We start from the raw sequence: 12,157 nt of genomic DNA, 5'->3' as shown, positions 1-12,157 counted from the left end.
TCTCCTACATCCGCGCGACGCCGAAACTGTTGGGGCGCAAGGTGCGCTCGCGGCCTTCCCGGCAGACCGCAAGCGCCATTGCCAGCACTTGCCGCGTATCGCGAGGGTCGATGATTCCGTCGTCCCAGAGCCTGGCCGTCGCAAAGAGCGAGTGCGACTCCATGTCGAAACGCTTCAGGATTTCCTCGCGCATCGCGGCGAGTGCCGATTCGGCCACGGGCTTGCCTGCGCGGGCCATCTTTTCCTCGGTGACGATGCGCATGACCATCGCCGCCTGCTCCCCGCCCATGACCGCGACGCGCGCATTCGGCCAGGCGAACACGAACTGCGGGTCGTAGGCGCGACCGCACATGCCGTAGTTACCCGCGCCGAACGAGGCGCCGATCATCAGCGTGATCCTCGGCACCTTGCAGTTCGTGACGGCCTGGATCATCTTCGATCCATGCTTGATCATGCCGGCCTGCTCGACTTCCTTGCCCACCATGAAGCCCGTGGTGTTCTGAAGGTAGACCAAGGGCGTAGCGGATTGGTCGCACAACTGCATGAACTGCGTGGCCTTGTTGGCGCCTTGCGGGTCGATCGGGCCATTGTTTCCGATGAAGCCGCAGGGCTGGCCTTCGATCGCGCCGTGCCCGCAGACCGTGGCCGCGCCGTACTCCGGCTTGAAGTCGAGGAAGTCAGAGTCGTCGATCAGCCGCGCGAGCAACTCGCGAACGTCGTAGGGTTGCCGGTAGTCGGGTGGCACCAGGCCCACGATCTCCTCTGCAGAGTATCGCGGCGGCTTCCACGCGCCTGCGTGAGGCGGGCCGGCCTTGCCGACCCGGGGCATCCGGGCGAGAACGTCCCGGGCGATGCGGATTCCGTCGGCATCGTCCTCGGCCAGATACTCGGCCACGCCGGAGACGCGCGTGTGCATCTCGGCGCCGCCGAGTTCTTCGTCGCCGGCAATCTCGCCCGTCGCCGCCTTGAGGAGCGGAGGCCCGGCAAGGAAGGCCTTGGCGCGACCGCGCACCATGACCACGTAGTCGGACATGCCAGGCAGGTAAGCCCCGCCGGCGGTGGAGTGGCCGTGCATCACCGTGACCTGGGGAATGCCGGCGGCGGAGAGGCGCGCCTGGTTCGCGAATCCGCGGCCGCCTTCGATAAAGACTTCGCCGACGTGCATCAGGTTGGCGCCGCCCGACTCCACCAAACGCACCACAGGCAGCCGGTTCTCCAGCGCGATCGACTCGGCGCGCAGGCTCTTTCTCAGGCCCATGGGCGTGATCGTGCCGCCCTTGATGGCGCTGTCGGATGCGATGACCATGCACCGGTTCCCGCAAACGACGCCGATGCCGGTGATCAACGCCCCGCCCAGCACGTTCTTCTCCCCATCGTCGTCATGCATTCGCAGGCCTGCGAGCGAGGACAGTTCCAGCCAGGGCGAGCCGCGATCAAGTAAGAGCGCGACGCGCTCCCTCGGCAGGAGTTGCCTGCGTTCACGAAATCGGGGCTCCAGCGCATTGGACGTGTCACGCACGCGGGCTTCCAGCGCGCGAAAGTTCCCGATCAGCGCCTGCATCTGCAGCCGCTGGGCCTCGAAGTTCTCTGACTGGCGGTCGACCGCCGATTCGATGATGGGCATGGATAGTCAGGCACTGCGCAGGCCGCCAAAGGGGGGCACCCGAAGCTTTCGGGCATTCGACCTAACGCTTGTTAGCTGATATAGTGTACGCCATGACGGACCCATCCGACAGCCTCCGACGGCAGGAAATCCTGAAGAGGGCTGCCAGGCTCTTCCGCCGCAGCGGCTTCGAGCGCACAACGGTGCGGCAGATCGCCGCGGCCCTGGAAATCACATCAGGATCGGTCTTCTATTACTTCGAGTCGAAGGAAGAACTCCTGGTCGCCATCATGGAAGATGGCATCCGGGACGTGCATGCCGCCGTGGCCGAAGGCTTGGCCGCGAAGCGCGGCGTGGCCGAGAAGCTGCTGGCCATGGCGAGATGCCACTTGACGGCCTTGCTGGGATCGAACCTGGATTCCCTCATGGTTCTGCTTTACGAGTGGCGCAGCCTCTCGCCGGCCGCAATGAAGCGCGTCTTGGCGAGCCGGAACCGTTATGAAGACCTCTGGGATCGGGAACTTGCGGCGGCGGCGGCGCGGGGCTGGGTCGATTCGGACACGGTGCTCGTGCGCCAGACCGTGCTTGGCGCGCTGAACTGGGCGGGACAGTGGTACCGGGCCGGAAGCCGGTTCGGCATCGACGCGCTTGCGCACCGGATGTTCGCCATCCTGATGCCACGAGTCCACGAGCAACTTGACCAAGGCGCGCGTTCGGTGCCCACCGGAAGTTCGCTGCCTGCCGCCCTCGCGCAGAGTGGGGCCTCCCCTCCCATATTCGGCATTCAACCTACAGGAGCGTTTTCGAAGTGAAGATTCTGGTCGCCGTGAAGCGGGTACTCGATTACAACGTTAAGGCCCGCGTGAAGACTGACGGTTCGGGAGTGGATCTCGCGAACCAGAAGTTGTCGATGAACCCGTTCGACGAAATCGCCTGCGAGGAAGCCGTGCGGCTGAAGGAAGCCGGCGTCGCATCGGAGGTGATCGCCGTCTCGTGCGGCCCAGCCGGCTGCCAGGAGACATTGCGAAGCGCCCTGGCGATCGGCGCGGACCGCGGCGTCCTCGTCGAAACCGATGCCGTTCTGGAGCCCCTGGCCGTGGCCAAACTGATGAAGCACGTGGCCCAGAAGGAAGGCGCCCAGATGGCAATCTTCGGCAAGCAAGCGATCGACGACGACGCCGGCCAGGCCGGCCAGATGTTCGCAGGCCTGCTCGGATGGGGGCAGGCGACGTTCGCTTCGAAGGTCTCCGTGGAAGGCTCGTCGGTCCTGGTGACTCGCGAGATCGACGGAGGCCTCGAACACCTGAGACTCAAGCTGCCCGTCGTGATCACGACCGACCTGCGGCTGAACGAGCCGCGCTTCATCACGCTTCCGAACATCATGAAGGCGAAGAAGAAGCCGCTGGAGGTTGTCAAGGCCGCGGATCTCGACCTGGACCTGGCCCCCAGGACGACGACGCTGCGTGTCGACGAACCGGCAGCGCGCAAGTCAGGCATCAAGGTGGCCGACGTTGCCGAACTGGTCAGGCGGCTCAAGGAAGAAGCAAAGGTTTTCTGAAATGACGATCCTCATCATCGCGGAGCACGATGGCGCTTCGATCAAGCCATCGACCCTGAACACCATCGCCGCGGCTGCGAAGCTCGGTGGCGACGTACACGTGCTGGTGGCCGGGCACAGGTGCGCGGCGGCGGGCAATGCCGCCGCGGCTGCGACCGGCGTCGCCAAAGTCCTGCTCGCCGACGCGCCGCACCTGGAGTCTCAGTCGGCGGAAAACCTGGCGTCGGTCGTCGTGTCCAGCTTAAAGGCCGACGCGGGTTACACGCACGTCCTCGCACCTGCGACCCCGTTCGGCAAGAACGTCCTGCCACGCGCCGCCGCGCTGCTGGACAGCTCGCAGATTTCCGATGTCATTGCGATCGAGGCGCCTGATACGTTCCTGCGTCCTTTTTATGCGGGCAACGCTGTGGCGCGTGTGCAGTCGCACGACAAGGTCAAGGTGCTCAGTGTCCGCACCACCGCGTTCGACGCCGCCCCGGCCTCGGGCGGCACGGCGCCGGTGCAGGCCGTTCCGCCGGGCGACGAACTTGGCCTGAGCGAACTGCTCGGCCGCGAAGTGGTCAAGCTGGAGCGCCCCGAGCTCACCGCGGCCTCGATCATTGTCTCCGGCGGCAGGGGCGTGGGATCGGCCGAGAAGTTTCGCGAGGTGCTCGAGCCGCTGGCAGATAAGCTCGGCGCAGCGCTGGGCGCCTCACGCGCCGCCGTCGATGCGGGTTATGCCCCGAACGACTACCAGGTCGGGCAGACGGGAAAGATTGTCGCGCCGCAGCTTTACGTCGCCGTCGGCATCTCGGGCGCCATCCAGCATCTCGCTGGGATGAAGGACAGCAAGGTGATTGTCGCGATCAACAAGGATCCGGATGCCCCCATCTTCCAGGTGGCGGACTACGGACTGGCGGCCGACCTGTTTGCGGCCGTTCCGGAGATGACGGGAGCCATCTGATTCGACGAATCCTGCCCGGGTGCCTGCCCGGGCGGCCGCACTGCCTGACGGTGTAGCCGCGAACCCAAAATGAAAGCCTTGCCTGAACGCCATCTCGAACTGCGGGCCGCGCTGCGCGACCTCTTCAAGCGATTCCCCGACGAATACTTCCGCCGCATCGACCACGATCGCGGCTATCCGGAGGAATTCGTCGACGCGTTGACCAAAGCCGGCTGGCTCGCCGTGATGGTCCCCGAGGAGTTTGGAGGTGCCGGACTCGGGCTCGCCGAAGCATCGGTGGTAATGGAGGAGGTGAACCGCTGCGGCGGGAACGCGGGCGCGTGCCATGGCCAGATGTACAACATGGGCACGTTGCTGCGGCATGGCTCGGAAGAGCAGAAACGCCGCTACCTGCCCGGCATTGCCACCGGCGAGCTGCGCTTGCAGAGCATGGGCGTGACAGAGCCAACCACGGGCACCGACACCACGCAAATGAAGACCACCGCGGTTCGCAGGTCCGACCGCTATGTGGTGAACGGGCAGAAAGTTTGGATCTCGCGCGTACAGCACAGTGACCTCATGATCCTGCTGGCCCGCACGACTCCGCTTGCCGAGGTCGGCCGCAAGTCCGAAGGCATGTCGATCTTCATCGTGGACCTGCGTGAGTCAATCGGCAAGGGGTTGACCGTCAAGCCGATCCGGAACATGGTCAATCATGAAACCAACGAGATGTTCTTCGACAACCTGGAGATTCCGGCGGAGAACCTCATTGGCGAGGAAGGCAAGGGATTCAAGTACATCCTCGACGGCCTGAACGCCGAGCGCACGCTCATCGCGGCCGAATGCGTCGGCGATGCGCGATGGTTCGTCGCGCGCAGCGCAGCCTACGCCCGCGATCGCCGCGTGTTCGACCGGCCGATCGGCCAGAACCAGGGCGTTCAGTTCCCGATCGCTGAAAGTCACATCGAGACGGAGGCCGCCGACCTCATGCGCTGGCGCGCCTGCGACTTGTTCGACGCGAAGCAACCCTGCGGCCCCGAGGCCAACATGGCCAAGTACCTCGCCGCCAAGGCTTCGTTCGAGGCAGCCAACGTGGCGATCCAGACACATGGCGGTTTCGGCTTCGCGTGCGAATATGACGTGGAACGCAAGTTCCGCGAGACGCGCTTGTACCAGGTGGCGCCGATTTCCACCAACCTGATCCTCTCGTTCGTCGCGGAGCATGTGCTCGGCCTGCCGCGTTCGTTCTGAAAGCCCGATGCCATGCAACCGCTCCAGGGAATGCTCGTCGTCACGCTGGAACATGCGATCGCGGCGCCCTTCTGCACCCGGCAACTCGCTGACCTCGGCGCACGCGTCATCAAGGTGGAACGGCCGGGGGAGGGTGACTTCGCACGCGCCTACGACCAGCGCGCGCACGGGCTCGCCTCGCACTTCGTGTGGTGCAACCGTGGCAAGGAAAGCCTCACGCTCGACCTGAAGCACCCGGCCTCGCGGGCGCTCCTTCAAAGGCTCGTGGAAAGTGCCGACGTGCTGGTGCAGAACCTGGCGCCGGGTGCGGCGTCGCGCATGGGCTTGGCCCATTCCAGCCTTTCGCCCCGCAATCCGAAGCTGGTGGTCTGCGACATCTCAGGCTATGGCGAAGGCGGGCCCTACACCGAAAAGAAGGCCTACGACCTGCTCATCCAGAGCGAGTCGGGCTTCGTGTCGGTGACGGGAACGCCGCAGGAGCCTTCCAAGGCGGGGCTGTCGATCGCGGACATCGCGGCGGGCATGTACGCTTACAGCAGCATCCTCGCCGCCCTGATCGAGCGTGGGCGCACGGGACGCGGAAAGCGGCTCGAAATTTCGATGCTCGAGGCCATGTCGGAGTGGATGGGTTTCCCGCTGTACTACACGCTCGACGGCCAGCCGCCGCCGACTCGTGCCGGTGCGGCGCACGCTGCGATTTATCCGTACGGGCCCTTCACCTGCGGCGACGGCAGGCAGGTGGTGCTGGCCGTGCAGCACGATCGCGAATGGATCCTCTTCTGCGAAAAGGTCCTGCGGCAGCCGGCACTCGGGCCAGCCTACAAGGGGAATGCCAAGCGCCTTGCCGAGCGTGAGACCTTGCGCCAAGCCATCGAAGGGGTTTGCTCGAGGTTGACCGGGGCGGAGCTCATTGAGCGCCTCGACGAAGCGCAGATCGCGTACGGCCGCCTCAACGAAATGGGTGACCTGTGGGCGCACGAGCAACTTCTGGCGCGCGGTCGATGGACGAAGGTCGCGACGCCGGGGGGGACGGTGCCGGCGCTTTATCCGCCGCATCATGTGCAGGGGGACGATCCCCCGCCAATGGCCGCCGTTCCGGCCTTGGGAGAGCAAACGGACGCGATCCTGGCTGAGCTGGGCTGTTCGCGAGAAGAAATCAGCCGCCTGCATTCCGAAGGGGCTGTTTGAATGACCACGCATGACCACCCCTCCGCGACGTTGGCCGGTTTCGCGGCGTCGCTGCGAACGCAGGATGTCCCCGAGTCCGTGCTTCGGCGCGCCGAAGATCTTTACCTCGACTGGCTCGGCTCCACCCTGGCCGGCAGGAGCGCCCGCGCCGTGCAGGCGATCGAGCGCTATGCGCAGGCGATGGGGCCGGAGCGCATTCGGGACGACGGCGCATCCGAGGTCTTGATCTCGCGCCGCACCACCTCTCCCCATTTCGCCGCGATGGTGAACGCCGCCGCCTCGCACGTGGTCGAGCAGGACGATGTGCACAACGGCTCGGTGTTTCATCCAGGCGCGGTGGTATTTCCCGCCGCCCTGGCGACGGCGCAGGCCATCGGCGCGAGCGGACGTGAATTCCTGGCGGCCGTCGTTGCCGGCTATGAGGTCGGCATCCGCGTCGGAGAGTTCCTGGGGCGGTCTCATTACCGGGTCTTCCATACGACCGCAACGGCCGGAACGGTCGCAGCCGCGGCCGCGACGGGCAGGCTCCTCGGCCTCGACTCGGCCACGATGTTGAACGCGTTCGGCAGCGCGGGAACACAGGCGGCGGGCTTGTGGGAGTTCCTGCGCGACGCAGCCGATTCGAAGCAGCTCCATTGCGCGCATGCGGCATCTTCGGGACTGGCGTCCGCCTACCTCGCCCGGGACGGTTTCACGGGAGCGCGCCGCATCCTCGATGGAGAGCAGGGCATGGCCGCGGGAATGTCCAGCGACGCAGATGCCGCCCGTCTCGTCGCTGGTCTCGGGACGCGATGGGCCCTTGCCGAAACTTCTTTCAAGTTCCACGCGTCCTGCCGCCACACGCATCCGAGCGCAGACGCGCTGCTCTCCCTCATGCGCGGGCATCGCGTGGCTGCAGACGACATCGCCGAGGTGAAGGCCTTGGTGCACCAGGGCGCGATCGACGTACTGGGCCGCGTCGTCGTGCCGCAGACCGTTCATCAAGCCAAGTTCTCGATGGGCACGGTGTTGGCGTTGGTTGCGGAGTTCGGATATGCGGGACTCGACGAATTCGACCGGCACTTTCTCGCGCCGCGCGTGGCCGCCTTTCGCGACCGCGTTGCGATGCAGCTGGATGGCGAGGTGGACACAGCATATCCGCGACAGTGGATCGGCAAGGTGCAGGTTCGCCTGCGCGCCGGGAGAGTGCTCGAAGCCCGCGTCGACGAGCCGAAAGGCGATCCGGGCAATACGCTCTCGCGGCCCGAACTCGAGGACAAGGCGCGGCGACTCGCAGCGTATGGAGAAGCGGCCACGCCGGAAGAAATGGATTGTCTGATCCAAAGCGTGTGGCGGCTCGAGCGAGAGCCGCGAATGGGACGCGTGTTCAGCCGATGATTCCCGACCCTGCAATGTCGAAAGCGGCGGCTGGGGCTACGCCGGCGTCGCCGCTTCCGCGCACGTACCTCTTTGTTCCCGCCGACCGGCCGGAGCGATATTCGAAGGCACTTGCTTCGGGTGCGGATGCGGTCATCGTCGATCTTGAAGATGCCGTCGCGCCGGGCGCCAAGCGAGGTGCGCGCGATGCATTGGCCGGCTCTCTTGACGAAGCAACTCCATTGATCGTGCGCGTCAACGCGGCGGGCTCGCCCTGGTTTGAAGAAGACCTCGCCTTGTGCAGGCACCCTGGCGTCGCGGCACTCTTGCTCCCGAAGGCCGAAAGCATCGACGTCGTTTGCCACGCATTTGAGTCCACATTCAAGGACGTGCTGCCGATCGTCGAGTCCGCGCGGGGGCTTGAAGAAGTTCGCGCGATGGCAAGAGTTCCAGGCGTGGTTCGGCTCGCGTTCGGAAGCATCGATCTGGCGCTCGACCTTGGAATCGATTGCGCGCCTGGGGGCGGCGAAGCCGAACTGCAGCCTTACCGCGCGCAGGTGGTGCTCGCATCCCGGCTCGCCGGATTGCCGGCGCCCATCGACGGCGTGAGCACCGCTATCGAAGACGCTGCGGCGCTCCGTGCGGACGCGGAACGCTCTCGGCGCCTGGGCTTTGGCGCGAAGCTGTGCATTCACCCAAGGCAGATCGCAGTCGTGCGTGCCGCGTTCTCCCCCGACCCGCAGAGAATCGATTGGGCGCGACGCGTCTGTGCGGCATTTGAGGCAGCGGGCGGCGCAGCGGTGGCGGTCGACGGCGAAATGATCGACCTGCCCGTGGTCGAACGCGCCCGAGTCGTCTTGCGCGGCGCCGGTTTCGCAATCTGAATCACAAGAGAAAGAACTGGACGACAGAAGAGGAAACATTCGATGGCACGAAAGACAAAACCCATCCGATCCGATATCGCCTGGAGCACCCCCGACCATATCGAGGTGCGGGGCCGGAGCCTCCCCGACGAGCTGCTAGGCAAGATCAGCCTGGGCGACATGGCTTGGCTTTTGATCGTCGGGCGCAACCCGACGCCCCAAGAGTCGGTGATGTTCAATGCGATCGCGGTCACGCTGGTCGAGCACGGCATCACGCCAAGTGCCTTGGCCGCGCGCCTCACGTATGCCGGCGCACCCGAATCGATCCAGGCGGCAGTGGCAGCGGGGCTTTGCGGCTTGGGGTCGGTCTTTGTGGGCTCAACCGAGGGGACCGCGAAAATGCTCTATGAGGCTTTGCCACCAGGGACAAAAGGTGCCGACCTGCCGAAGATTGCCAGGGAGCTGGTTGCCGGATATCGCGAGCGCGGTCAGATTGTGCCCGGATTGGGTCACCCACTGCACAAGCCGATCGATCCGCGCGCGCCTCGGCTGTTTGCAATTGCAGAAGAAAATGGATTTGCGGGCGCGTACGTCCAGCTGGAACGTTTGATCTGCGCCGAGGCGGAGCGAGCCAGTGGGAAGATGCTGCCCATCAACGCAACCGGCGCAATCGGCGCGATCTGCTGTGAGCTGGGCCTGCCGTGGAAGATCGTCCGCGGCGTCGGCGTCTTTGCTCGGGCCATCGGGCTGGTAGGGCACATACTGGAAGAAGGAAAGAGCCCCATGGCCGTGGAGATATGGCAACGGGTGGAGGAAGAGGCGAGCGCGCACCTTCGACCGAACGGGGGTTGAACAGTGCTGATCGTGGGGGAGTTGCCCACCATGAGGTCTGGCCCCCGCGAGCGGGTAGGCTTTATGTGACTCAGTTTGATCGGCGAGGCCACCGAGCGGTGGCCGTTGGCCTCCGCGATCATGCCCCGGTGCGCGGTGCGCGGATGCGCCAGCGCCTCCACCACGTCTTGGGCCACGCCGCACGGCACGTCCACCGCGATCAGCTTCTCGAACCGGTGCTGCGCGGCGAACGGACGGAAGGTGGCTTCCAGCCGGTGCGTTCGAAGCGATGGACCGCGCGTGTCGGCTCCGACAGCGCCTGCGCTCTCGATGGAATTGAAGCCGCGCGTCCTGGTCGACCGAAGAAGCTGCAGCTGAAGAATCCGCAGGGCGCGGTGGTTGCGGAGCGCAGCCGCCATCGAGCGGAGAGAGGCGAGCTCCCGCGCCGCGCAGCAGCAGCTCGCCGGGCCGGGACAGCAGTCCCTGCCCATCTTTGGTGGCAAGACGAAGCAGACGCCCCGGTATGGAGTTGGTCGAGCGTGCACTTCAGTACGACGAAGGCAAGTGGCGCGATCTCCGTGCGCAGATGCGCCTGGGCGCGGATGCCGTCGACGAGGGGAGTCGGCTCCACGAGCTCAAGATTTTTCGGGAGCGGAGCCGAACACGACTCAGATGACCGAGTCGGAGGTCTGCGCGCCCGGGAGCACTGACAAGTTCTACCTGGGGATCATCTTGGCAATGACATAGCGATCCAATGGAGAGAGCTGCCGCGTCATCCGGCCTCGTCCTCGCGCATGTTGGACTCTGCCTCGCTGTCGGCGCCGTGTTCGTAGTCAAACACCAGGCTCGCCGCGAACTTTACGTTCGTGAACTTGCTGCCCCCGCTGCCCGCCGGCCTTAGCTGCTTGAGCGGATCCGTGATGATGCGAATGAAGGGCTTTGCATTCTGCCCTTCGAGGTTCGAGACTTCCGCATCCTTCCGCCTCAGAACTACGAACTATTGCGATAACTCCTGCTAGCTGAACGTCAGAGAGGGTTGACTGAAGGAGCTCCCGATCTCCAAAATTTCTGCTTGGGCCGGGAGTGGCCCTCGGCCCCTGAAGGACCGAGCGCTCCACACTCACGCGCTTGCTAGTGCATCTCCGTCGCGTCGGCAGAGATGTGTCCAGAAGCGATGAGCATCGAGAGCTTCGTCTCCGCTTCTTCATTCCCGTACTCCGCGGCCAAGTCGTAGTAGCACGAAGCAATCTCAGCATCGGCGAGCACACCATCCGGTCGAGTCTTGTTGTCGGAGTTTGGATCCCAGAAAAGTCCTGCGCGGTATGGGCCGCCGGTCATCTCGAATTCCCCCTCGGCTGCCACTTGGTAGTACTGCAATGCAAGCTCGTGGTCGGTGACCCCATCGATCAAGCCCGTAGCCCACATATCACCCAGCATGCTGAACGAAAGTCCAAGGACCTCGTCCGAGTCTGCCCTGGTGTGGGCTTTGAAAAGACCGTGGACTGCGCGCCCGACGTCGCGAGGCGTGCCGATGCCGTGGAACAAGTGGTGGCTTCGGATCAGCATGGCGAGTTGGCGTTCGTCGCACTGGGCATCGTCCGCTGCGGAAAAGAGAAGATAGTGGCCTGCCGTCTGTGCTTCGGGGGTTGGCTGAGCAATCATCCACGAACCCAATGCGGCCGCGAAGAGACGCGAATGCTTGTCAGCAATTTCGCATCCGATCTCAGCCAACTCGTTCCATTCGCACGCGACGCCACCGCGGAAAATGGAATCGAAGATGGAGGTGTCCAGCTCGAGAGACGGGGGATGCGGCGCTTCCCACTGGGGAACCGCCGCGACGAGAGATTGAAGAAGTTTGGTGTTCATGGCATTCAGTTTGCGGTCAATGGGAGGGGATTCATCCCCACGCTTCATACAGTCCGACGTACGTTGAAGCCCGAAATGCATCCGCACCGCCGGAAATTTGCGGCTGTCGCCTTGACGCGGGTCACTTCGCAGGTACGTTGGTCTCATGACCTACAGCGCTCCAAGCACCTTACGTGTCGACGAAGTCGGCGAAGCGACGATCCAAACCGCCACATTCCCACTACTGAACCTGATTCATGCGCTTGAAAGAAGGGACGAGGACCGTGTTTGGAACCTGTACCGGGTCTCGCGGGACCAGCCGCTCTTTCTGGATTGGCTTGCGAATTGGTCGGGAATGCGGGTCTCGACGCGGAAAGATCCCTGCCAGCTGATGCAGGTGTCGACCTGGGTACATATCCTCTTTGCTGTCCCTATCGTTCGCGACCCGGGCAGTGTGGGCAGCGACGAAGGGTTCACCGGGCTTCCCGATTCGCTCCAGAAGTGGTTTGGCGCGGGACATGAAGTGCATTTGCTGGGCAATGCTTCAAAGTACGCATCGGTTGCGAGGTGGTCTCCGCTGACTCAGAAGGAATATCTCGCCGGAATGTGCGGCACGCGGTCGTGTCCCTTGACGTGGTGTAAGTCCGCAGCCCGGAGAGGCTGAGATGCACGTCACTCAGCGAGCCACTGCGGGCAGCCGAGTCGGCACAGTATCGCAGAGGGTCTGCAGGCCTTCGAGC

General features: G+C 64.5%; 11 protein-coding genes. 9 read left to right on the top strand and 2 right to left on the bottom strand.

Annotation, left to right across the window (positions count from 1 at the left end):
- Positions 1–4: 4 nt before the first annotated feature.
- Positions 5–1,624 (bottom strand): acyl-CoA carboxylase subunit beta, encoded by a 1,620-nt coding sequence (locus H8R02_RS00055; protein WP_187079313.1) that lies wholly within the window; start codon positions 1,622–1,624, stop codon positions 5–7.
- 92 nt (positions 1,625–1,716) lie between these two features.
- Between H8R02_RS00055 and H8R02_RS00050 the strand changes: the two genes are divergently transcribed.
- From H8R02_RS00050 to H8R02_RS00015, 8 genes are all read left to right on the top strand, one after another.
- Positions 1,717–2,415 (top strand): TetR/AcrR family transcriptional regulator, encoded by a 699-nt coding sequence (locus H8R02_RS00050; protein ID WP_187079312.1) that lies wholly within the window; start codon positions 1,717–1,719, stop codon positions 2,413–2,415.
- Entirely contained in the window at positions 2,412–3,161 is a 750-nt protein-coding gene (locus H8R02_RS00045) for an electron transfer flavoprotein subunit beta/FixA family protein (protein ID WP_187079311.1), read from the top strand. The genes H8R02_RS00050 and H8R02_RS00045 overlap by 4 nt, the downstream gene beginning before the upstream one ends.
- Position 3,162: 1 nt before the next feature.
- Entirely contained in the window at positions 3,163–4,104 is a 942-nt protein-coding gene (locus tag H8R02_RS00040) for an electron transfer flavoprotein subunit alpha/FixB family protein (protein WP_187079310.1), read from the top strand.
- A gap of 78 nt (positions 4,105–4,182) precedes the next feature.
- A complete protein-coding gene (locus H8R02_RS00035) occupies positions 4,183–5,334 on the top strand; it encodes an acyl-CoA dehydrogenase family protein (protein WP_435531248.1) in 1,152 nt (383 codons plus the stop codon).
- 12 nt (positions 5,335–5,346) lie between these two features.
- Entirely contained in the window at positions 5,347–6,522 is a 1,176-nt protein-coding gene (locus tag H8R02_RS00030) for a CaiB/BaiF CoA transferase family protein (RefSeq protein ID WP_187079308.1), read from the top strand.
- Entirely contained in the window at positions 6,523–7,899 is a 1,377-nt protein-coding gene (locus H8R02_RS00025; RefSeq protein ID WP_187079307.1) for an MmgE/PrpD family protein, read from the top strand.
- Positions 7,896–8,762 carry an HpcH/HpaI aldolase/citrate lyase family protein gene (locus tag H8R02_RS00020; protein ID WP_255429100.1) on the top strand — a complete coding sequence of 289 codons (867 nt, stop codon included), beginning with the start codon at positions 7,896–7,898 and terminating at the stop codon, positions 8,760–8,762. Before H8R02_RS00025 ends, H8R02_RS00020 begins: the two co-directional genes overlap by 4 nt.
- Before the next feature lie 42 nt (positions 8,763–8,804).
- Positions 8,805–9,593 (top strand): citryl-CoA lyase, encoded by a 789-nt coding sequence (locus H8R02_RS00015; RefSeq protein WP_187079306.1) that lies wholly within the window; start codon positions 8,805–8,807, stop codon positions 9,591–9,593.
- Positions 9,594–10,703: 1,110 nt separating this feature from the next.
- Here H8R02_RS00015 and H8R02_RS00010 read toward each other — a convergent pair.
- Entirely contained in the window at positions 10,704–11,438 is a 735-nt protein-coding gene (locus tag H8R02_RS00010; protein WP_187079305.1) for an SEL1-like repeat protein, read from the bottom strand.
- A 145-nt stretch (positions 11,439–11,583) separates the two neighbouring features.
- On the opposite strand from H8R02_RS00010, the gene H8R02_RS00005 reads away from it, so the two are divergent.
- Positions 11,584–12,081 carry a hypothetical protein gene (locus H8R02_RS00005; protein WP_187079304.1) on the top strand — a complete coding sequence of 166 codons (498 nt, stop codon included), beginning with the start codon at positions 11,584–11,586 and terminating at the stop codon, positions 12,079–12,081.
- Positions 12,082–12,157: the final 76 nt, after the last annotated feature.

It is taken from the genome of Ramlibacter albus (assembly GCF_014297445.1).
Lineage (GTDB): Bacteria > Pseudomonadota > Gammaproteobacteria > Burkholderiales > Burkholderiaceae_C > Ramlibacter > Ramlibacter albus.
The sequence above is the reverse complement of the archived record's forward strand: the minus strand, read 5'-3'. Positions and strand labels throughout refer to the sequence as shown.